This window comes from Bacillus sp. ISL-45 (genome assembly GCF_018613195.1).
Lineage (GTDB): Bacteria > Bacillota > Bacilli > Bacillales > Cytobacillaceae > Mesobacillus.
Genome location: NZ_JAGGQQ010000001.1, coordinates 143,444 through 164,437 on the forward strand (window position 1 = coordinate 143,444; position 20,994 = coordinate 164,437).

Here is a 20,994-nt window from a genome sequence, read left to right on the forward strand (position 1 = left end):
ACAACAACCTTTACGAAAACAGCCAAAAGAATATAAAAAAGGCTTTCGAAGAGATCGGACAAAACTTGGACAGTTTTATCTGAGTACTCTCAAAAGCCATTTGAATTAAGTATTTTACGCCCTCGGCAGGAATCGAACCCACATCTCAAGAACCGGAATCTTACGTGCTATCCGTTGCACCACGAGGGCATGGTTGAAGTTGGCGTTACGCTTACCTATTATAGGGTAAGTTTACCCGCTTTGCAAGGAAGTTTTTTTTGGAAACTCGGCCATTGCTCTTGTTTAAAAAATACAATCTTGGGTAAGATGGATACGGTACAGTAAATTGGAATATACATTAATGTCGAACAGTTTTTGCTGCTATTGCAAGCGATTCGTTTGACCTTTATTGACCATGCGTGTATCATGAAACTACATAAGTGCTCTGGCAAACAAACCAGTTTATGCCAGCCTGCAAGCTGCCTTTTAAGGGCAGTTAACTGTATTTTTAAAGATGTGTAATGCCTTTAAAAATACAGTCAATGATCTTACGTTAAAGGAGGAAAACAAACATGAACTTGATTCCTACAGTTATTGAACAAACGAATCGGGGCGAAAGGGCATATGACATTTATTCCCGCCTTTTAAAGGATCGCATCATTATGCTTGGAAGCGGGATTGACGACAATGTTGCCAATTCAATCGTAGCCCAGCTGCTTTTCCTGGAAGCTGAAAATCCGGAAAAGGACATCTCCATCTACATCAATAGCCCGGGCGGCAGCATCACTGCCGGCATGGCAATCTACGATACTATGCAGTTCATCAAGCCGGATGTACAAACAATCTGTATCGGTATGGCTGCTTCAATGGGTGCATTCCTTCTCGCTGCTGGCACAAAAGGCAAGCGTTACGCACTTCCAAATGCAGAAGTCATGATTCACCAGCCACTGGGCGGTGCTCAGGGACAGGCGACAGAAATCGAAATCGCCGCTAAGCGTATCCTCTTCCTTCGTGACAAGCTGAATAATATCTTGTCAGAGCGTACGGGCCAGTCTCTAGATGTAATCGCAAGGGATACAGAACGCGATAACTTCATGACAGCTGAGCGCGCGAAGGAATACGGTCTTGTTGACCAGATCATCACTCGCAACGTTCTTGAAGAAAAGAAAGATAAATAAGATGTATAAAAAACTCGCTCCTGTCAGTCAGGAGCGAGTTTTTTGTTTATCAGTTTTCTTTCTGGATATATTCAGCCAGCTTTTCCACTGCTTCTTCTTCATCATTGCCTTCGGCGATCAGGTTTACGGATGCGCCTGCGCTTACAGCAAGACTCATCAATCCCATGATGCTCTTCGCATTCACCTTTTTGCCGTCCTTCTCTAAAAATATATCAGATGAGAACCTGTTAGCTTCCTGCACGAATAATGCTGCAGGGCGAGCCTGTAAACCAGTTTTCAATTTTACTTCTACCTGTTTTTCCACCATTGCTTTTTTCCTCCTCTAGCCCTCTATTTATTTATTATTTGCCCGGCGCGCAGTTTATCCGCTATTTCATCGATCTTTCTCAGCCGGTGATTGATTCCTGATTTGCTGATTGTCCCTCCGCTTACCATCTCGCCCAGCTCTTTAAGGGTGACATCCTGGTAGTCGACTCGGAGCTGTGCGATTTCCCTCAGTTTATCCGGCAAAATTTGCAGGCCGACGGTATCCCGTATGTAGCGGATATTCTCTACCTGTCTTAGTGCGGCACCAATGGTTTTATTCAAGTTAGCTGTTTCACAATTCACAAGACGATTAACCGAGTTTCTCATGTCGCGGACAATCCGGATATCCTCGAACCGCAGCAGCGCATTATGGGCGCCAACGATGTTCAGAAACTCCGTGATTTTTTCCGCTTCCTTCAAATAAGTGATGAAGCCTTTTTTCCGCTCAAGCGTTTTGCTGTTAAGCCCGAACGTATTCATCAGTTCACATAATGATTCATTATGCTCCTGGTACATCGAGGCAATCTCCAAATGATAGGAGGATGTCTCCGGATTGTTTACAGAACCTCCCGCGAGAAAAGCGCCTCTTAAATAAGAACGCTTACAACATTTCTTTTTCACGAGAGCAGGCGAAATATCATGGATTATTTCAAATCCTTCTCCTATAATCTTTAAATCCTCCAGAATTTCCCTGGCTGATTCCTTAAGGCGGACAATATAAACATTATTCTTTTTCAGCCGCATCTTTTTTCGCACCAGAAGCTCTACCTGAACCTGATAACTTTTCTTGATCAAGGTATAGATACGCCTGGCAATCGCGGCATTTTCCGTCTGTATGTCTACGATGAGTTTGCGATTTGAGAAGGAAAGGGAACCATTCATCCGGATTAAAGCCGACAATTCCGCGTCAGCGCAGCAGCCCTTTACGTCAATATTCGTAAGTTCCTTTTTTGTTTCCGAAGCGAACGACACCTTCTCACCCCCTGGCTACACAGTGCTGACAGAAGCAGCAGCTGATTTGTATTTTTAGCTGAGGCGCCCAATAATACCCTGAGCACCCATTCCCAAAAGAGAGACAAACGCTTGCACCCTATATTTACGCGTTATATCTCTTTTTGGTTTCATCTATTATCATAGAATATAAAATTTCTGAAACTTTTTTTGTATCATGCCTGATGACATTGCCATCGAGCTCTGCGATTTCATCCTGTACGACTTCAATTCCCAGAGACGTTAGCCGGTCAAGGTCAAAATGGACAGGCTGGGCAAGCTCTTCCTTATAGCGGAGCTCGACATCCGGCGGGATTGTCTCACTGTTCACAAGGATCGTATCAATAAACGCACAATCCATGTGGTCATAGATAGCCTTTATATGGTCACTGGCAGCAAAGTCATGCGTCTCTCCCGCCTGGGTCATCAGGTTGCAAATATACACCTTCCGCGCCTTCGCTTTGCACACTTCCTTGCCAAGTCTCTTAACGAGCAAGTTAGGCAGGATGCTTGTATACAAACTCCCAGGCCCGATCACAATTAAATCTGCTTCCCTTATGGCCTGGAGAGTTTCTGGCAAGGGCTTTACGCCTTCCGGATTCAAAAAGACTCTTTTAATCCGTTTTCCTGAGTAAGGAATCTTGGACTCTCCCCTGACAATACTGTCATCCTCCATGACAGCATTGAGCATGACACTCCTGTTTGCTGCCGGCAGTACTTTCCCGCGAACATTCAGGACCTTGCTCATTTCCTGGATTGCGTGGACAAAATTGCCGGTGATCGACGTCATCGCAGCCAGGATCAAATTACCGAGTGAATGGCCGGACAATTCATTGGCTGTATTGAACCGGTGCTGAAACATCTCTTCAATCAATGGTTCCACATCAGATAGCGCCGCAAGGACATTCCGGATATCACCGGGCGGAGGTATATGCATATCCTCCCGCAATCGGCCGGAGCTGCCGCCATCATCAGCAACCGTGACAATCGCAGTAATGTCGACAGGATGCTTTTTCAAGCCCCTCAGCAGGACTGGGAGTCCGGTTCCACCCCCGATGATGACGATTCTTGGCAGTCCCTCATTCATCATTTTGGAAGTCCCTGCCTTTTATCGATATCACGGTGGGTTACACGTGTATGATAGTCCTTCTCGAAAAACTTGGCGATATGTTCAGCCAAGGCCACGGAACGATGCTGGCCGCCTGTGCAGCCAATGGCAATGATGAGCTGCGCCTTTCCTTCCCGCTTATAGTGCGGGAGCATGAAACCAAGCAAATCCGTCACCTTTTCCAGGAACTTGGAAGTCTCATTCCATTTTAAAACATATGTCGACACGTCTTCATCAAGACCAGTTTTCGGTCGCATGTGCTCGATGTAATGCGGATTCGGCAAAAAGCGGACGTCAAAAACAAGGTCTGCATCAATCGGTATCCCATGCTTGAATCCAAAGGACATGACGTTCACGGTGAAAATGGTCTTCTTGTTGACCGAGAACTCCTCAAGGATTTTTTCGCGGAGGTCCTTCGGTTTCATGCCCGTTGTTTTATAAATAAGCTGCGCCCTGCCCTTCAGCTCCTCCAAAAGCTCGCGTTCAAGCTGGATGCCTTCGAGCGGCAGTCCTGACGGAGCAAGCGGGTGCGAACGTCTCGTTTCCTTATAGCGGCGCACAAGAGTGGAATCATCCGCGTCAAGGAACAATACCTGCGGTGTCACCCATGAAGTTTCAGCCAGTTCATCCAGGGCTTTGAATAAAGAATCAAAAAATTCGCGACCTCGTAAATCCATGACGAGTGCCACTTTGTTCATTTTTGTGCCAGATTCCTTCATTAACTCCAGGAATTTCGGCAGCAATGTCGGCGGCAGGTTATCAACGCAGAAAAAACCTAGGTCTTCGAAGCTCTGAATGGCAACAGTCTTACCTGCGCCGGACATACCTGTTATGATCACGAGCTGGGTATCAGTGCTTGAACCGGTACTCATTTCTCTTTCCCCCTGCAAATTATTTATGTTATCAATTTGGATCGAGCCTGTAGTTGATCAGCTCAAATTCCGGTGTATAAGTAAAAGTGCCATAGATAATTCCTTGTCCATGGACCATGTATTCCAGGATGTGATAATCTCCCGCAGCCATTGGCAGGTCTTTGATACTGTCAAGCTCATGCCAGGAAATCGTGCCTTCCTCCGATTCATCAAGATTGATGCCATCTGCCTCAGTCGCGTAAAACGTGAACATCATCCATTCCGAGACGACTTGATCATCTTCCTTGATGACAAATGTAAAAATCCCTTTAATTTGCGGATTGCGGAGATAAATTCCTGTTTCTTCACGGAATTCCCGGACACATGAATCCTTCACGGTTTCTCCTGGTTCCATTTTTCCGCCTGGAGCCACCCACCAATTTCGGCGCGGCTTTTGCAGCAGTAAAATTTTATCATCTTTTACTAAAACACAATTCGTCACTCGCTGCATCAAATCCACCTCTTTATATGTGCTTGCGCAAGAGCAAGTTAGACACTTTAAAAGTATTCCTGATCTATGCTGTTTTTTCACACTGTTTTTTAAGTCTAATCAGTATCCTAAAGCTGCCTATGAAAAAAAACAGTCCTGTTAATTAGCCGAACTTTTATTCTTTCCATTATACTATTTTTAGTTTTTCGCCACAATGAATACAAAGATGATATTTTTGTTAAGGATTAAGCGGGAACAGCCAATTGAAATTTCAACTTTTTTTATGGTGTTATAATCCTTTATAAAAGGCTGTTTCACTTTTATGCAAAAAAAAGAGCACAGGATAACCTGTGCTGTCAAAGGATTATATTTTTAAAAGGGGGTCAATTTCTATTCCTATAATACCCCATGATTGTTTCACTACTGTTACAGTAGAATTAATAAATAATTACGTTTTGTTAATTTATGCCGAGACATGATGTTTTTACCATCGGATTGGAAAAAGCCCTTTAAAAAACCGCTGAATCGAATCCAGCGGGTCTGGCATTTATTTTATGCGTTTGCTTTCAATTCTTCGATCAATTCTTCGACATAATGCTGTGCGTTTTGAGCAGCGATACTTCCATCGCCAGTCGCTGTAACAATTTGGCGAAGTGTTTTTTCACGGATGTCACCCGCTGCAAAAATACCTGGCACTTTCGTTTCCATCCGCTCGTTCGTTTCGATATAACCATTGCTGTTCGTGATGCCAAGACCTTCGAATGGCTTTGTCAATGGAACCATTCCAATGTAGATGAATACCCCATCAGCCGTGAATTCCTGCTCAGCTCCATCCTGGGTTGAAACAAGAGTCACGCTGCCGACCTTGCCATCCTTGTCGTTGATTTGCTTAACAGTATGATTCCAGATGAAATCAATCTTATCATTGGCAAATGCGCGGTCCTGAAGGATTTTTTGCGCACGAAGCTCTTCACGGCGGTGAACGATTGTCACTTTTGACGCGAAGCGAGTCAAGTAAACGCCCTCTTCTACCGCTGAGTCTCCGCCGCCGACAACAACAAGTTCTTTGCCCTTGAAGAATGCGCCGTCACAAACCGCACAGTAAGAAACCCCTCGGCCGCCAAGCTCCTGCTCGCCAGGAACGCCAAGCTTTTTGTACTCCGCCCCTGCCGAGATGATGATGGAACGCGCCTTATATTCCTTGTTGCCGGCCTTGATTGTTTTATATTCCTTGCCGTCGATAACTTCTTTTACATCACCGTAAGCATATTCCGCACCAAACTTTTTCGCGTGGTCGAACATTTTCGTGGAAAGCTCAGGTCCAAGAATGTGGCCAAAGCCTGGATAGTTTTCAACTTCTTCAGTATTGGCCATTTGTCCGCCCGGCACGCCCCGCTCGAGCATCAATGTCGACAAGTTCGCACGTGAAGTATAAACAGCAGCCGTCATTCCAGCCGGACCAGCTCCGATGATAATGACGTCGTAAATTTTCTCTTCTGACATGGTGTACAACTCCTTTGAATTTCATAATCCGTTAATTTTCGATATCATACCATAATTAGTATTTCCTGCCTAAACATATCCTATAAAACAAGTGGCGCATAGTCCAAAAATATGCTTAAGTTCACGGAATTGACATATAGTTTCACAATACTCTCTTCTGTATATTTTAAAAAGGCTCTTTTCTCAAACTTTGTTGCTTTTGACTACAAAATAAAATCAAATGACCCATTTTTCTCCGCAAAATTGACTCCTTTGTGAGAAAAAAGCATGCAAACTTAATACCGACCTGCAAAATGGCCTTATAATACGTTAAAATCGGCTTTAGGATTTTAACAACAACCTTTACGAAAACAGCCTTTAAAAACGAGAAAAGGGTAAACCTCGTCTCGATTGCTCGGACTTAGTTTACCCTCTTAAATGCTGTCTTCTTCATGTAGAAACTCGTTTGCCAAATTTATATATTTGGACAGAGTCGATACGGACAATCCGTATTTTTTCGCTACTGTCGCTTTTGAAGTCTTGATATTTCTCAGCTTATCCCAGAGATAATCAACTGCTGCGGCCCATGCTTTTTTGTTCTTGAAGTCATAGCCAGCTTCTGATGCCTGCTCGAATACCGAGAACCACATGATGTATACCCCAGCTTCATTTTTCCCGATCGGCTGGTGGTGGTCATAAAGGAGCTTTGCCGTTTCATGCGCGCCCTTTACTTCATCTTCCTTGCTGCTCAATTTGCCTGATGCCACATACGCAAGGTATGACTTTTCCATTTCGGTCATTTTATCCGTTGACGTCTCCGCTGCGAGAATTTCCTTCTTTTTAGCGGATAGAGATGTAAGGAATAGCGCAAAAAGGCGCTCCTCTGGATAATCGCTGTTCAGCTGGTTCAGAATCGCCGAAACCTGCGTTTCGAACTTTACTCCCGGTTTGTCAGCCCAAGGCTCCATTCCCTCTTTTTCAGGACTGAACTCGAGCACCTTTTTCCATGCAGACACTGCTGTATTTTCCCTGCCGGTAAAATAGGAAGCATGCGCCAGCCAGTAATAGAAAGCACCATCGCCTTCAAAACCAGTTTTTTGCAGCTTTTTCAGCCAGCGGTATGCCAGGTCGTACTCGCCGACCAGCGCAAATGTGGCGCCAAGCTTGAACTGGTGTTCAACGTGGATCGGATGTATTTTTTCCAGGGAGTCCTTTAGATCCTGGCCTTCCTTCTCCTGTCCCTGGTAATGCGCAAACACAAGAGCATTGCATAAAGCATGCAGATTGCCAGGGTTCCGCTCAAGCACATCATTCAGGATGTCACGCGCCTTGATGGTCTCGCCAAGGTAAAAATACGCCAGCGCCAGATTATTGTAAGCTGACCAGTATTCAGGATACTCCTCGATGACCTCCTGGAAGATCTCGATTGCCTTTGGAAACTCGCCGGATTCCAGATGGTTGCGGGCTTCCTCCTGCTTGACGATCAGGTCATCCTCTTCATAATAATCTTCATCCATCTCTTCCGCTTCCATCGTGAGAAGCTCAAGCAGATCATTCGTATCTTCTGCAAACTCGCCGTCTTCATTCATTTCCAAATATAGATTAGCATGCCTGAACGCATCCCGGAACAAACCCATATGAGCGTAGTTATTCGCTAAGAAATAATGGCACTCGGCCATGTTTTCATCAAGTTCTTCGAGGACCAAGCGCAATAGGCGGTTAGACTGCTGGTATTCACCAAGCTCCGACTGTACGATTGCCAGCTGGCAAACGATCATCGGCTCGCCAGGCTCGAGATGCATCGCACGCTGGAAATACTTCTCAGCCTTTTTAAGGTCCCGCCTGTGGAAAGCCTTGACCCCTTTGGTGAAATAATACTCACCAGTAGGAACGAATGACAGCAATTGGCCTTTTTGCTTCATTGCTTTAGAGTCTTTTCCCATGTGATCCTCCATTTGTATTTTAGTAAAACTATATCCTTTTGAACCTTTGAATTGTATAAGAATACACAAACAGTGTTATATCGAAGCAACTTTAACTAATGTAGTATAACATACGGACAGAGTGTTCGAGAAGGTGTGGATTTTAAAATGTGGTGCGGGCTTTGTATATGATTTAGCACTGTTCGGTTTTCCATAATATGGTCAAAGGCACGATTATTGCTGTTGTTCGGGAGATTCCGCCCGTTTTTCGGGAGATTATTACGGTTGATTAGGAGATAATGGCCCATGATCGGGCAATTAAAGGGTTCTATTAAGAGAATAATTTTTCCAATTACCTTTTCACTCTATATATGGCCTTTAATCGTTCTCAAAAGTGCAGTACTTTTGAAATTTTCCACCTTGAATGCTTAATTAATGTGAAAAATTACATTTTTCCTGCTGAAAATCAGGCTCCGGAGCAAAAATAAACCCAGCGCAATCTATTCTTCTGCGCTGGGCTTCTTCCTTTTATTCAATACTGCCAATACTTCTTTCAGCGGCAGTTTCTGTTCCTGCAGCAAGACCATCAGGTGGTAGAGCAGGTCGGCGGCTTCCCACTTCAACTCTTCGGGATCGCGATTTTTTGCGGCGATGATGACTTCCGCGGCTTCTTCACCGACTTTTTTCAGAATCTTGTCGACGCCTTTTTCAAATAGATAGGTGGTATAGGCGCCTTCCGGCATGTCCTGTTCACGCTTGCGGATTGTTTTTTCCAGCTCGAGCATGACGGCGAAATCGCCCAGTGAAGCGAGCTGATCTGCGGAACGCTTCAGGGTGCTTTCTGTAAACTCCAGTGAATCACGTGCATCGGGACGCTCCAGAAGATTCTCTGAAAAACAGCTGACAGCACCAGTATGGCATGCCGGCCCGGCTGGTTCGACGAGCACCACAAGGGCGTCACCATCACAATCATATTTGATTTCGACGATTTTTTGGGTATTTCCGCTTGTTGCGCCTTTATGCCAGAGCTCCTGGCGGGAACGGCTGTAAAACCAGGTTTCTCGTGTCTCAATCGACTTGGCGAGGGATTCTTCATTCATATATGCAACCGTCAGGACTTCAAGTGTCGCTGCATCCTGGACGACTGCGGGAATCAAGCCATTGGCATCGAATTTTATTTTTTCGAGTTTCATCTTACAATCACTCCTTTTTCACGGAGATGGGATTTTACTTCTTTTACAGAGGTTTCACGGTAGTGGAAGATCGATGCAGCCAGTGCGGCATCAGCTTTTCCTTCGGTAAAAGCGTCGGCAAAATGGTCGGCGTTTCCGGCACCGCCTGAGGCAATCACGGGGACAGTCACCGCTTCACTGACGGCACGGGTCAATGCCAGGTCAAAGCCTTTCTTTTCACCATCACTGTCCATGCTTGTCAGCAGGATTTCGCCTGCCCCAAGGCGGACAGCCTCTTTCGCCCATTGAATCACTTCCCACTCGGTCGGCTTACGGCCGCCATGGGTGTATACCCGCCACGATTCGAGCTCAGGGTCGTACTTTGCATCGATGGCGACGACAATGCACTGGGCACCAAAGAAATCAGAGCCTTCTGCGATTAGTTTTGGATTGTTGACAGCTGCGGTGTTCAAGGATACTTTATCAGCACCTGAACGAAGCATCCTCTTCATATCCTCAAGTGTGTTGATGCCGCCGCCGACTGTGAACGGGATGGCCAGCTCTGACGCTACTTCCCTGACCACCTCGACCATTGTCTTCCTTCCTTCAACGGAAGCCGATATATCAAGGAAAACGAGCTCATCGGCTCCTTGCTCATCGTAAAAACGCGCAAGCTCGACAGGATCGCCGGCATCGCGGAGCTGGACAAATTGCACTCCTTTTACGACGCGTCCCTCTTTTACATCTAGACAGGGAATGATCCGTTTACTTAACATCAGGCATTCCCCGCTTCCAGCGCAGATTTTACCGAAAAACGACCTTCATAAATGGCTTTTCCGACAATCGCGCCGCTGACGCCATCTTCGCTAAGCTGCCGGAGAGCAGCTAAATCGTCAAGCGAGCTGACGCCGCCGGAAGCGATGACGCTTTTGCCCGTTTCCTGGGCAAGCTTGCGGGTTGCTTCGACGTTCGGTCCTGCAAGCGTGCCATCTGTAGCGATATCGGTAAAAATGAATGTCTCTGCTCCGGCGTAGGCGAATCTTTTGCCAAGCTCGACAGCACTTACCTCTGAAGTATTCAGCCAGCCATGTGTCGCGACGAACCCGTCTTTCGCATCTAGGCCGATAGCAATTTTCGCGCCATATTTCCTGACCATTTCCTCAGCGAACTCTGGATTGGAAACGGCAATGCTGCCGATGATGACACGGGTGACTCCATTTTCAAGATAGTGATTAATGTCTGCTTCACTGCGGATGCCGCCGCCGATCTGGATGTTCACACCAAGCTCCTGCGCAGCCTGGATGACAGATTTGTCATTGACCCGCTTGCCGTCCCTTGCGCCATCGAGGTCAACCATATGAATCCACTCTGCCCCTTCATCAGCGAATTTCTTCGCCATTTCAAAAGGGGAATCTCCATAAACAGTTTCCTTGTCATAATCACCTTGCAGCAGCCGGACACATTTTCCGCCGCGCATGTCGATCGCCGGGTAGATTGTGAAATTCATTATTCAGACTTCCTTTCTGTTGCAAGGTTGGCAAAATTGCGGAGCAGCGCCATGCCCATATCGCTGCTTTTTTCCGGATGGAATTGCATCCCGAAGATATTGTTCCTGCCAACGATGGCCGGCACTTCTACATCATAATAGTCGCCGACTGCTACCAGGACTTCTGGGTCGTTTGTTTTTACATAATAGGAATGGACAAAGTACACATAATCTTCACTAACTGATGCCACCAAAGGCGACTCTCCGGTAAAACGAAGCTTGTTCCAGCCCATATGCGGAACTTTATAGCTTTCCCCTGCTGCCGTCTGGCCGGTAAAACGCTCCACTTTTCCTGGCAGCAGGTTCAAGCCCTTCGTCAGGCCATTTTCCGTGCTTTCTTCGAACAACAGCTGCATGCCCAGGCAGATTCCGAGCACTGGCTTGCCGGTAGCGGCGAAAGCCTGGATCATTTCCGTCAAACCGGTACGGTTCAATACTTCCATTGCATCACGGAATGAACCGACACCTGGGACAAGCAGTGCATCTGCTTCCATCAAATTGCCCTTATATTGTGAGATAAAGTATGGCGCTTCCAACCGTTCGAGCGCTTTGCTGACGCTGAACAGATTCCCCATGCCGTAATCGACGATGCCAATCATGAGCTAACTTCCTTCCTTTACAGATTGCGTGTTATATCCTCGCTTCAAGATCAAAGATTTCCTTTGCATGCTGCAGACCAGATAATCGGTCTAATTCCTTACAGCATCCCCTTCGATGAAGGAACGCCTTTTACCCGCGGATCGATGGTCGTCGCTTCATCAAGCGCACGGCCAAGGGCTTTGAATACTGCTTCAATCATGTGGTGAGTATTTTTTCCATAATGGACGATGACATGCAGGTTCATCCTTGCCTCAAGCGCCAGTTTCCACAGGAACTCGTGGACCAGCTCCACATCGAAAGTGCCAACCTGCTGAGCAGGAAATTCTGCGCGCATTTCTAGGTGCGGGCGGTTGCTGAGATCGATGACTACCTGCGCCAGTGCCTCATCCATTGGGACAAAAGCATTTCCATAGCGTTTGATTCCTTTTTTATCGCCAAGTGCTTCGCGAAGCGCCTGTCCGATGCAGATGCCGATATCTTCGGTGGTATGGTGTCCATCCACCTCAACATCCCCCTTCGCATCCACTTTCAAATCGAACTGGCCATGCTTGGCGAATAAATCGAGCATATGGGAAAGAAAAGGCACACCGGTCTCCAGTTCCGTTTTACCCTCGCCATCGATGCTAAAATCAAGATCTATCTTTGTTTCATTCGTATATCGATTCACCGTTGCGGCGCGTTCCATGAGCATTCCCTCCATCTTAACTATTTTAGTCTTGCCTCCACAGCCCGGGCGTGGGCTTCCAAGCCTTCAAGCCTTGCGAACTCGGCAATCTTTGCACCATTGTCATTCATCGCTTTCTCACTGTAAAGGATGATGCTGGACTTCTTTTGGAAATCCTCGACACTCAACGGGCTTGAAAAGCGCGCTGTCCCATTGGTAGGCAGGACATGGTTCGGTCCGGCAAAGTAATCACCTACAGGCTCTGAGCTGTATCTCCCAAGGAAAATCGCGCCAGCGTGCTTTATTTTTCCCAGAAGCTCCATCGGATTGTCCGTGACGATTTCCAAATGCTCCGGTGCAAGCTGGTTGATGGCGCTGACTGCTTCTTCCATATCAGCTGCCACATAAATTGCCCCGAAGTTTTCGATTGCCTGTGTAGCAATCTCTTTTCTAGGCAGTTGCGAAAGCTGCTTATATACTTCATTTTGTACGTCTTCAGCAAGCGTACGTGATATGGTCACTAATACCGCACATGCCCGAGGATCATGCTCGGCCTGAGAAAGCAGATCGGCCGCAATTTCATTGGCCCGTGCTGTTTCGTCAGCCAGGATGCCAATTTCGCTTGGTCCGGCGATCATGTCAATCGCGACGTCTCCGAAAACCTCACGCTTGGCGAGGGCGACATAAATGTTTCCCGGACCAGTGATTTTATCGACCGGATTGATCGTTTCAGTCCCGTATGCCAGGGCGGCAATTGCCTGTGCTCCACCGACTTTATAAATTTCTTTTACCCCGGCAATATCTGCGGCAACGAGCACGCCTGCCGGAAGCTTTCCGTCCCGTCCAGGCGGTGATACCATCACAATCCGTTCGACACCTGCTGTTTTTGCCGGAATGACATTCATTAAGACTGATGAAGGATAAGCGGCTGTCCCGCCAGGCACATACACACCGACAGAATCGAGCGGTGTCACCTTCTGGCCAAGCATAGTGCCATTTTCCTCAGTCGTCATCCAAGAAGGGCGCAGCTGTTTTTCGTGGTATTTACGTATATTGTCAGCTGCCTCAGCGATGATGTCCACAAGCTGGCTGCTGACCGTTTTATATGCATCCGAGATTTCCTCATCTGTCACCAGAAAATCATCGAGCGCCACTGCATCGAATTTTTCAGTAAAATTCCTGATTGCCAGGTCACCTGAAGCCCGGACTTCCGCGATTATATTCTGTACGGCTTTTCGCTGCTCTTCCGTACCGCCATCGACGGTCCGTTTGAGTGACAGACTTCCATCTATCTGTAAAATCTCCATGGGAGAATCAAATCCTTTCAGATTCACAATCTATATGACTCCATCCAGACGTTTGATCAGTTCACTGATCCGCTCATCCTTGATCCGGTAGCTGACGGGATTGACAATCAGCCTCGATGTCACGCTTGTAATCGTTTCGTACTCTACCAGGCCATTTTCCTTCAATGTCCTACCGGTTGAAACGATATCGACGATCCTGTCGGCGAGCCCGATCAATGGCGCAAGCTCAATTGATCCATTCAGTTTGATGATTTCGACTTGCTCGCCCTGTTCACGGAAATAGGCTGCAGCGATGTTCGGGTATTTCGTCGCGATTTTCGGGGCGACATCATTCATTTTTGTATCTGGAAGCCCTGCGACGGCAAGATAACAGCCGCTTATTTTTAAATCGAGCAGCTCGTACACGTCCCGTTCTTCCTCAAGCAGGACGTCCTTGCCGGCAATCCCGAGATCGGCGACTCCATGTTCGACGTATGTAGCCACATCCATTGGCTTCGCTAAGATGAAGCGGAAGTTTTCTTCTTCAACGTCAATGATCAGCTTGCGGGAATCATCGAATTCAGGAGGCAACTCAAAGCCAGCGTTCCGCAGCAGTTCAGCCGCTTCGGTAAAAATCCTGCCCTTTGGCATTGCGATGGTCAGCTGTTCATTCATTGCACTCCCTCCTTCCCAACAAGATAAACGACATCAGCATAAGCGGCGGAACATGCATCAAGATTGCGTACGGCGCTGATGTCCTGGAGAATAATCCGTTCCCCGTCTTCCCTGCGCTGTGCCGCCAGCTGGTATGCTTCCTTTCTCCGTTCCTGACTGAAAAGAATGCAAGTGACCGGCTCAGGCGCACCCAGATCGCCAAGGCTTTCAAGCAGACGGTCGAGCCTGATCGCGAACCCTGTGGCTCCGGTTGTTTTCCCGAATTTCTCGAGCAGCTTATCATAGCGGCCTCCATTGCCGATTGGAAAACCGACCATTCCTGCATAAACCTCGAATAAAATGCCTGTATAATAGCTCATATGGCTGACAATGGTTAAGTCAAATTTGATTCGGCTGCTTTCACCGAAATCTTCGATGATTTCACAAAGAAGCTTCAATTCATCCAGTGCCACCCTGCCTTTTCCGTTCTCAATGAGCTCGGAGGCCTTGTCAATCACTTCCGCCCCCCCGCGCAAATCAAGGAAAGCCAGAAGCCTTTGTGAATCGATTGATGACAGCGGCAGTGCTTTGACATGTTCTTGATAACCGACATAATTCTTTTCATATAAAAATTTCGTCAGCTCCCTTGCTCGATCCTCTGTGCCAAGTATCTGGACGAACAACTCGTTGACGAAGCCAACATGACCAACAGAAAGCTGAAACTGTTCCAGCCCAGCTTTTTTCAGCGAAGAAATCGCAAGTGAGATCATTTCGCCATCCGCGCTGACCGAACCGTCACCTATACACTCGACGCCAATTTGCTCAAATTCCGCCGGCCTGCCGCCTTCCCGCTGCTGAGCACGGTAGACATTTGCAGAATAGGCCAATCTTAATGGAACCTGGTCCTTAAACAATTTGGAAGCCGCAACCCTGGCAATCGGCGCAGTCATATCCGGCCGCAGAACGAGTGTATGCCCCTGCTGGTCCAATAGCTTGAACAGCTGCTGATCCAGGATCGCTGAAGCCGTCCCCACCGTTTCGTAATATTCAAGCGCCGGCGTTTCGATGAATTGGAAACCCCATTGCTTCATTTCTTTTTCAATAGTGCCTCGGACTCTTTCCTTCGCTTCATGCAATTCCGGCAATGTATCCCGCATGCCAAGCGGCTTTTCAAACATGAATAATCTGCTCATTGTTTTTCACCCTCTTCGTTGCTGGTGTTTTATCTCTCTACCCAATTATGTTGTATCTTAATTATCTAAATCCTTTAGTTCGCTAATATGGTAACAAGATGAAGTTATATGTAGTTTATCGTTCATTTTATTATCCGTCAACCATAAGCTGTTCATGTTTGCTTTTTAAAATAGAGTTGGTAGAATGGTGGCAACCAGAAATGCGGAAGCGTTTGGTGGTAGGCGCTGAAACTGGATAACACTTTTATAAAGGAGGCTTGGTGATGTGAAAATCCTCTGGGACCTGGATGGGACAATCCTTGATACCTGGCCGACACTTGTCGAGGCATTTACGGCCATTGCGAAAAAAGACCTGCCATATGAAGAAGTCCTGCCGCGTCTGAAATACGGAACAGCCTATGACTTTTACGGTGTAGATAAAAATAAGGTGAATGAATTCCGCGAGATTGAACGCACTTTGCCAAATGATAGGAAACCACTTTTTCCATATGTTAAAAATGTACTTGCAAACGCAGATGCAAATGTCCTCGTAACTCATCGCAACCGGCGCTCAACGGAAGAGCTGCTGGAACACTGGAATTTGGAGCAATTTTTCGAAGAAGTCATTTGTCCTGCCGATGACGGCTATTCGTTAAAGCCGGATATTCATGCCTATAAATACCTGCATGACAGATATGGGCTGGACGTGGCAGTCGGTGACCAGAGCACTGATCTAATTCCCGCCAGAAAAATCGGTATTAACACCTGCTCCTTCCGGGAAGCAAACGAGTTTGCAGACAAAACCATCTATTGTTATTCAGAGTTTCCATATAAATAGGTGCGCATTGGGACATTCATATAAGAATGATTGTTGCCGGCAGCCTTTTTCAGCTAAAAAATAAATTTATTGGCGAAAATTGATTTTTATTGGCGACTTGGAAATTTTCGCGGAATTTTTCCAATAACAGACCTAATTTTTCATGAACACTTTTAAAATTAATAGATACGAAAAAAGCGAAGCGAGCAGTGCCCGTTTCGCTTTTTTAACTATTCCCATAAATCTCATCATCTGCCCAGCGTTCTGCAAGTTCTTCTTTTGTGTAAATCACGCGCATTGGATTGCCGCCGACAAAGGCGCCGGCCGGGACGTCTTTGTGGACGAGTGTTCCGGCGGAGACGATTGCACCGTCACCAATCCTGATGCCTGGCATGATGGTGGAGTTGGCGCCGATCATGACTTCGCTGCCAATCTCGACGTCTCCAAGGCGGTATTCCTTGATCAGGTATTCATGTGCCAGGATGGTCGTGTTATAGCCAATGACCGTATTGCGGCCAACGGAGATTTTTTCCGGGAACATAACGTCAAGCATAACCATCAGCGCAAAGGATGTCTGGTCGCCGACCTTCATTCGCAAAAAATTCCGATACAGCCAGTTTTTCATGCCGAGAAACGGCGTATATCGCGCCACCTGGATGACAGCGAAGTTTTTGACGACCTTCCAGAACGGGACGGTTTTATAAACATGCCAGAGTGAATTTGCTCCTTCTACTCGATAACGAGTCGTCCTTCTCATTTTACACCCCGAGGATTGGCAGGATATCAGCCATATTTTCCAGAATGTAGTCTGGCTTGTATTCCTCTAGATGCTCTCTCCCCTTTATGGACCAGGCAACTCCTGCCGTTTTAGTACCGGCATTTTTGCCGCCTAGGATGTCATGGTGATTATCTCCAACCATGATTGCGCGATCCGGCGAGGATCCAAGCATGTCCAATGCTTTTAAAAGCGGCTCCGGATCCGGCTTCGCTTTTTCAACGTGGTCAAGTGCGACGACAACCTCGAAAAACTCATCCAATCCGGTCAGCTTCAAGCCCATTTGAACTACATCAGACCGCTTAGTGGTGACGATTCCCAAATGGAAGCCGCTTTCCTTCAGCGTCCTGACTGTTTCATACACTCCCTCGAAACCTTTTACCAACAGGTCGTGGTTTGCCAGGTTGTAAGTACGGTAGGTGGTGATCATATCCTCGTAGCCTTCAGGATCCAGCTTCTCGAATGATTCTTTTAAAGACGGCCCGAGAAACGGAAGGACATCCTCCCTTTCGTACTGGCCGGGATAATAGGTTTCCATTGTATGGAGAAAAGATGAAATAATCAGTTCGTTCGTATCAATTAAAGTCCCGTCAAGATCGAACAGGACTGTATCTATTTTATTGCTCATATACTGCTTCCTTTCTTTTTGCGATGTCCGCGCGGTTCCAGATGATTGCGACTGTTATCGTCAATAATATTGCCACACCAAGGCGGATCAATAACAGCGGCAGCACTGGAATTCCAAGCGGAATAAAAATTAAAGTATCTTCAACGACCGCATGGCAGGCAACAAGGAAAATGAACGCAAGCGTAACATCCTTTTTGCTGACTCCATCCTCCTGGACTGCCTGGATCATCACGCCCGCGCCATATGCAAGCCCGATCAGCAGGCCGGCCGCCATCGTCGTCGAGGTGTTCTCCTTCATGCCGAGCGCTCTTGTCATCGGTGCCATCCATCTTGAAAAAACGGCAAGCCACTGCTTATCCTTCATGATCTGCACAACCACCATCAGCGGGATGACGATGATGGCCAGCTGGAAAATGCCAAGTCCTGCCTTTGTTATGCCTTCAAGCAGGATCGCTCCCCATCCCGAAACCTCTTCGCTTTTAGCAGGGACCATTCCATATTGTGCGAGTTCAGACCCGCCGTTCCAGACAAGATTGATGACCACTGCGGATAAAAATGCAAGTCCGAGACGAACCAGGACGATAGCCCACAGCTTGACGCCTACCTTGACGGCTACACTCGATTCTACCAGCATATTATGCGAAAAGCTCAGCATCACCGCGATGATGAAGACTTCTTTTACCGTCAAATCAAGCGTCAGGATGGCTCCAATGGCCGCGTATAAATTAAGGAAGTTCCCGATGACAAGCGGAATCGCCGCATCTCCTGACAGCCCGAGCAGCGACATTAATGGCGTGATCAGTTTGATTACCCACGGCAGGACAGGAGTGTATTGAAGGACCGACACAATCAAGGTGACGGGAAAGATGACCTTCCCGAGCGCCCATGTTGTGTTCAAGCCAACCATCAACCCTCTTTTTAATGTAGAACCCATCGAAGCATCTCTCCCATGTTTTTATGCCTTGATTCATTTTATTTGCCGGTTTCCACTTTTAGTAATTCGAAAATTCTAGTTCTCTAAATAGCGTACTTTTGAATAACCTTTGACTCTTCTGAAAATCCATAAGCCGATCGCCAGTAAAATCAATGCAATCGAGATAGTCTGGGCAATCCGCAATGATTCTGTCAGCATCAGGCTGTCCGTGCGCATTCCCTCAACAAAGAAACGGCCGATTGAATACCAGATGACATAGCTGAGGAAAATTTCTCCGCGGCCAAGGTTGACCCTGCGCAATGACATCAGCAGGATGAAACCAAGCAGATTCCAGATTGATTCATACAAGAATGTTGGATGATAATATGTTCCATTGATATACATCTGGTTGATGATGAACTCGGGCAGGTACAGATTCTCCAAAAATGCCCTTGTTACTTCCCCGCCATGAGCTTCCTGGTTCATGAAGTTGCCCCACCGCCCAATTGCCTGTCCAAGGATGATGCTCGGCGCTGCGATGTCCGCAAGCTTCCAAAACGAAACATCCCGTGACTTCGTAAAGAAATAAGCAGTGACAACAGATCCGATCAACGCACCGTGAATCGCGATGCCGCCATTCCAGACCTTGAAAATCTCGCCTGGATACTGTGCGTAATAATCCCATTGAAAGATTACATAGTAAAGTCTCGCTGATAAGATCGCAATCGGTATGGCCCAGAGCATCAGATCCGCAAAAATATCTTTTGGCAGACCGCGGCGTTCACCTTCCCGCATGGCAATCCACAATGAAAGCGCAATTCCAAGTCCGATGATGACGCCATACCAGTGCACCTGGATCGGCCCGAGCGAAAAGGCAATCGGGTCGATTGGCTGAATATTTTTTTCCATTTGATTTCCCCTTTTTCACAAGAAAAGCGCATGCGCCTTATCCAGCCCTGACAAGCGCTGTCCGCCTAAAACCGCCACGTCCTGTGGCTGGCGGATCAGCACATCGTGTGCCGCAGAGGGCCGACCGGTGAAGTCGTTCTTTGACTTCAATGGGCGGACCGAACTTGAAAAGCGTAGGCGACTGCCCAACTCCGACAAGCGCTGGAGGGCCTGACAGTGAAGTCGTTCTTTGACTTCATTGGCAGGACCGAAGCGTCTCGAGGAGTTAGGAGCCTCAGCTAGACAAGCGACTCGAGGAGCTAGGCGCTGAAGCTGGACAATTCTCGAAGTGAATTTTATATATATATTAAAATTTAATAATTAGAAAGTCACTCTTACCAACACTTTGGCTGTTTTTAATCAAACGTTTGATTAAGGCTTCATTCTTAAACCTGATTGCTTTAACTTACGAGTGCCTCTTGAAAAAGGCCCCACTTCATTCATGCAATTACTTAGAACAGCTTTGATTACTTCTTAATGTTCATCATGGTCGCCGTCTTCAATGACATCGGACAGCCTGTTGGTGAATTGCTCTGCTGCATTGACGCCCATGCGCTTCAGCCTGAAGTTCATCGCTGCTACCTCGATAATGACAGCAAGGTTTCGGCCTGGACGTACAGGAATCGTCAGCTTGGTTATATCAGTGTCGAGAATTTTCATCTTCTCTTCATCAAGGCCCAGTCTGTCATAGGATTTTTTCTGATCCCAGATTTCGAGATCAATGATAAGTGAAATCCGTTTATGGGAACGTACGGCACCTGCACCGAACAGCGTCATCACATTGATGATTCCTACCCCGCGGATTTCCAGAAGATGCTCAATCAAATCCGGCGAATTTCCGACCAGAGTCCCGATATCCTCCTGGCGGATTTCAACACAATCATCCGCTACGAGGCGATGTCCCCTTTTTACCAGTTCGAGCGCTGTTTCACTTTTACCAACACCGCTTTTACCGGTGATCAGGACGCCAATTCCATATAAATCGACCAATACCCCGTGAACAGCAGTCGTAGGGGCCAGCTTGCTTTCTAGATAGTTTGTCAGGTGACTTGAAAGCCTCGTGGTTTTTTGCTTTGAGCGCAAGAGTGGCACCGATTCTCGTTCAGCTGCCTCGACCAGTTCAACAGGTACCTCCATGTCTCTTGTGACAATGATACCTGGAGTAATATCAGTACATAGCTTTTGCATCCGCTCAGCCCTGTCGCGAGGAGCCAATTTCTCAAAGAAGGTCAGCTCTGTCTTTCCGAGAAGCTGCAGGCGCTCCGCAGGGTAATACTCAAAATAACCAGCGATTTCGAGCCCTGGTCTTGAAATATCAGTAGTCGTAATCGGACGATTGATTCCTTCCTCTCCGCTTACCAATTCCATGTCGAATTTCTTGATGAGGTCTTTAGTACGGACTTTTGGCAAAGAAGTTCCTCCTTTATTTAGCACGTTAATTTCCATATGGTCACAATACCTTTTATTTTAGCACTTTTTCATGAAGAACCAAATACAAGAAGATAAAAAACAG

At 47.0% G+C, this 20,994-nt stretch carries 22 protein-coding genes and 1 tRNA gene; 2 read left to right on the forward strand and 21 right to left on the reverse strand.

Annotation, left to right across the window (positions count from 1 at the left end):
- Positions 1–117: 117 nt before the first annotated feature.
- Positions 118–189: transfer RNA gene (locus J7E35_RS00755), tRNA-Arg, on the reverse strand.
- 362 nt (positions 190–551) lie between these two features.
- Between J7E35_RS00755 and clpP the strand changes: the two genes are divergently transcribed.
- Positions 552–1,157 carry an ATP-dependent Clp endopeptidase proteolytic subunit ClpP gene (clpP, locus tag J7E35_RS00760; protein WP_214776301.1) on the forward strand — a complete coding sequence of 202 codons (606 nt, stop codon included), beginning with the start codon at positions 552–554 and terminating at the stop codon, positions 1,155–1,157.
- A 49-nt stretch (positions 1,158–1,206) separates the two neighbouring features.
- On the opposite strand, the gene J7E35_RS00765 is transcribed toward clpP, so the two are convergent.
- From J7E35_RS00765 to J7E35_RS00835, 15 genes are all read right to left on the reverse strand, one after another.
- Positions 1,207–1,464, reverse strand: coding sequence for an HPr family phosphocarrier protein (locus J7E35_RS00765; RefSeq protein WP_041967465.1), 258 nt, complete (start codon positions 1,462–1,464; stop codon positions 1,207–1,209).
- 23 nt (positions 1,465–1,487) lie between these two features.
- On the reverse strand, positions 1,488–2,435 hold the full coding sequence (gene whiA, locus J7E35_RS00770; protein WP_214776302.1) for a DNA-binding protein WhiA: 948 nt from the start codon (positions 2,433–2,435) through the stop codon (positions 1,488–1,490).
- Between the two features lie 124 nt (positions 2,436–2,559).
- Positions 2,560–3,543: a gluconeogenesis factor YvcK family protein gene (locus J7E35_RS00775; protein WP_214776303.1), complete on the reverse strand. Its 984-nt coding sequence runs from the start codon at positions 3,541–3,543 to the stop codon at positions 2,560–2,562.
- Entirely contained in the window at positions 3,540–4,433 is an 894-nt protein-coding gene (gene rapZ / locus J7E35_RS00780) for an RNase adapter RapZ (protein ID WP_214776304.1), read from the reverse strand. Before rapZ ends, J7E35_RS00775 begins: the two co-directional genes overlap by 4 nt.
- 31 nt (positions 4,434–4,464) lie before the next feature.
- Entirely contained in the window at positions 4,465–4,923 is a 459-nt protein-coding gene (locus J7E35_RS00785) for an NUDIX hydrolase (protein WP_214776305.1), read from the reverse strand.
- Positions 4,924–5,454: 531 nt separating this feature from the next.
- Positions 5,455–6,405, reverse strand: a complete 951-nt coding sequence (trxB, locus tag J7E35_RS00790; RefSeq protein WP_214776306.1) for a thioredoxin-disulfide reductase — start codon at positions 6,403–6,405, stop codon at positions 5,455–5,457.
- Between the two features lie 413 nt (positions 6,406–6,818).
- Positions 6,819–8,327, reverse strand: coding sequence for a tetratricopeptide repeat protein (locus tag J7E35_RS00795; RefSeq protein WP_214776307.1), 1,509 nt, complete (start codon positions 8,325–8,327; stop codon positions 6,819–6,821).
- A gap of 479 nt (positions 8,328–8,806) precedes the next feature.
- Positions 8,807–9,499, reverse strand: coding sequence for a bifunctional phosphoribosyl-AMP cyclohydrolase/phosphoribosyl-ATP diphosphatase HisIE (gene hisIE, locus J7E35_RS00800; RefSeq protein ID WP_214776308.1), 693 nt, complete (start codon positions 9,497–9,499; stop codon positions 8,807–8,809).
- Positions 9,496–10,254 (reverse strand): imidazole glycerol phosphate synthase subunit HisF, encoded by a 759-nt coding sequence (gene hisF / locus J7E35_RS00805; RefSeq protein WP_214776309.1) that lies wholly within the window; start codon positions 10,252–10,254, stop codon positions 9,496–9,498. The genes hisIE and hisF overlap by 4 nt, the downstream gene beginning before the upstream one ends.
- Positions 10,254–10,985 (reverse strand): 1-(5-phosphoribosyl)-5-[(5-phosphoribosylamino)methylideneamino]imidazole-4-carboxamide isomerase, encoded by a 732-nt coding sequence (gene hisA / locus J7E35_RS00810; protein WP_214776310.1) that lies wholly within the window; start codon positions 10,983–10,985, stop codon positions 10,254–10,256. The genes hisF and hisA overlap by 1 nt, the downstream gene beginning before the upstream one ends.
- Positions 10,985–11,623, reverse strand: coding sequence for an imidazole glycerol phosphate synthase subunit HisH (hisH, locus tag J7E35_RS00815; RefSeq protein WP_214776311.1), 639 nt, complete (start codon positions 11,621–11,623; stop codon positions 10,985–10,987). The genes hisA and hisH overlap by 1 nt, the downstream gene beginning before the upstream one ends.
- Before the next feature lie 98 nt (positions 11,624–11,721).
- Positions 11,722–12,309: an imidazoleglycerol-phosphate dehydratase HisB gene (gene hisB, locus J7E35_RS00820; protein ID WP_214776312.1), complete on the reverse strand. Its 588-nt coding sequence runs from the start codon at positions 12,307–12,309 to the stop codon at positions 11,722–11,724.
- Between the two features lie 20 nt (positions 12,310–12,329).
- The gene (gene hisD / locus J7E35_RS00825; protein WP_214776391.1) at positions 12,330–13,595 is read right to left on the reverse strand and encodes a histidinol dehydrogenase; all 1,266 of its coding nucleotides are present in this window, start codon (positions 13,593–13,595) and stop codon (positions 12,330–12,332) included.
- 30 nt (positions 13,596–13,625) lie between these two features.
- Positions 13,626–14,249, reverse strand: a complete 624-nt coding sequence (gene hisG, locus J7E35_RS00830; RefSeq protein ID WP_214776313.1) for an ATP phosphoribosyltransferase — start codon at positions 14,247–14,249, stop codon at positions 13,626–13,628.
- Complete coding sequence (locus J7E35_RS00835) at positions 14,246–15,421, reverse strand: ATP phosphoribosyltransferase regulatory subunit (protein WP_214776314.1); 1,176 nt, start codon at positions 15,419–15,421, stop codon at positions 14,246–14,248. Before J7E35_RS00835 ends, hisG begins: the two co-directional genes overlap by 4 nt.
- Before the next feature lie 265 nt (positions 15,422–15,686).
- On the opposite strand from J7E35_RS00835, the gene J7E35_RS00840 reads away from it, so the two are divergent.
- Positions 15,687–16,238: an HAD hydrolase-like protein gene (locus tag J7E35_RS00840; protein WP_214776315.1), complete on the forward strand. Its 552-nt coding sequence runs from the start codon at positions 15,687–15,689 to the stop codon at positions 16,236–16,238.
- A 205-nt stretch (positions 16,239–16,443) separates the two neighbouring features.
- Here J7E35_RS00840 and J7E35_RS00845 read toward each other — a convergent pair whose 3' ends face one another.
- The 5 genes from J7E35_RS00845 to hprK form a co-directional block, all read right to left on the reverse strand.
- The gene (locus J7E35_RS00845; RefSeq protein ID WP_214776316.1) at positions 16,444–16,974 is read right to left on the reverse strand and encodes an acyltransferase; all 531 of its coding nucleotides are present in this window, start codon (positions 16,972–16,974) and stop codon (positions 16,444–16,446) included.
- A 1-nt stretch (position 16,975) separates the two neighbouring features.
- A complete protein-coding gene (gene ppaX, locus J7E35_RS00850) occupies positions 16,976–17,620 on the reverse strand; it encodes a pyrophosphatase PpaX (protein WP_214776317.1) in 645 nt (214 codons plus the stop codon).
- Complete coding sequence (locus J7E35_RS00855; protein WP_214776318.1) at positions 17,610–18,554, reverse strand: nucleoside recognition domain-containing protein; 945 nt, start codon at positions 18,552–18,554, stop codon at positions 17,610–17,612. The genes ppaX and J7E35_RS00855 overlap by 11 nt, the downstream gene beginning before the upstream one ends.
- 75 nt (positions 18,555–18,629) lie before the next feature.
- Positions 18,630–19,442: a prolipoprotein diacylglyceryl transferase gene (gene lgt, locus J7E35_RS00860; protein ID WP_214776319.1), complete on the reverse strand. Its 813-nt coding sequence runs from the start codon at positions 19,440–19,442 to the stop codon at positions 18,630–18,632.
- 513 nt (positions 19,443–19,955) lie between these two features.
- Positions 19,956–20,891: an HPr(Ser) kinase/phosphatase gene (hprK, locus tag J7E35_RS00865; RefSeq protein WP_214776320.1), complete on the reverse strand. Its 936-nt coding sequence runs from the start codon at positions 20,889–20,891 to the stop codon at positions 19,956–19,958.
- Positions 20,892–20,994: the final 103 nt, after the last annotated feature.

Coding starts and splice junctions, on each gene's coding strand:
- trxB (WP_214776306.1), bottom strand. CDS start 6,405: ATGTCAGAAGAGAAAATTTACGACGTCATTATCATCGGAGCTGGTCCG.
- hisH (WP_214776311.1), bottom strand. CDS start 11,623: ATGATTGGCATCGTCGATTACGGCATGGGGAATCTGTTCAGCGTCAGC.
- clpP (WP_214776301.1), top strand. CDS start 552: ATGAACTTGATTCCTACAGTTATTGAACAAACGAATCGGGGCGAAAGG.
- hisB (WP_214776312.1), bottom strand. CDS start 12,309: ATGGAACGCGCCGCAACGGTGAATCGATATACGAATGAAACAAAGATA.
- rapZ (WP_214776304.1), bottom strand. CDS start 4,433: ATGAGTACCGGTTCAAGCACTGATACCCAGCTCGTGATCATAACAGGT.
- J7E35_RS00835 (WP_214776314.1), bottom strand. CDS start 15,421: ATGAGCAGATTATTCATGTTTGAAAAGCCGCTTGGCATGCGGGATACA.
- hisIE (WP_214776308.1), bottom strand. CDS start 9,499: ATGAAACTCGAAAAAATAAAATTCGATGCCAATGGCTTGATTCCCGCA.
- J7E35_RS00795 (WP_214776307.1), bottom strand. CDS start 8,327: ATGGGAAAAGACTCTAAAGCAATGAAGCAAAAAGGCCAATTGCTGTCA.
- J7E35_RS00765 (WP_041967465.1), bottom strand. CDS start 1,464: ATGGTGGAAAAACAGGTAGAAGTAAAATTGAAAACTGGTTTACAGGCT.
- J7E35_RS00845 (WP_214776316.1), bottom strand. CDS start 16,974: ATGAGAAGGACGACTCGTTATCGAGTAGAAGGAGCAAATTCACTCTGG.
- lgt (WP_214776319.1), bottom strand. CDS start 19,442: ATGGAAAAAAATATTCAGCCAATCGACCCGATTGCCTTTTCGCTCGGG.
- J7E35_RS00855 (WP_214776318.1), bottom strand. CDS start 18,554: ATGGGTTCTACATTAAAAAGAGGGTTGATGGTTGGCTTGAACACAACA.
- hisD (WP_214776391.1), bottom strand. CDS start 13,595: ATGGAGATTTTACAGATAGATGGAAGTCTGTCACTCAAACGGACCGTC.
- hisA (WP_214776310.1), bottom strand. CDS start 10,985: ATGAATTTCACAATCTACCCGGCGATCGACATGCGCGGCGGAAAATGT.
- hisF (WP_214776309.1), bottom strand. CDS start 10,254: ATGTTAAGTAAACGGATCATTCCCTGTCTAGATGTAAAAGAGGGACGC.
- J7E35_RS00785 (WP_214776305.1), bottom strand. CDS start 4,923: ATGCAGCGAGTGACGAATTGTGTTTTAGTAAAAGATGATAAAATTTTA.
- J7E35_RS00775 (WP_214776303.1), bottom strand. CDS start 3,543: ATGATGAATGAGGGACTGCCAAGAATCGTCATCATCGGGGGTGGAACC.
- hisG (WP_214776313.1), bottom strand. CDS start 14,249: ATGAATGAACAGCTGACCATCGCAATGCCAAAGGGCAGGATTTTTACC.
- ppaX (WP_214776317.1), bottom strand. CDS start 17,620: ATGAGCAATAAAATAGATACAGTCCTGTTCGATCTTGACGGGACTTTA.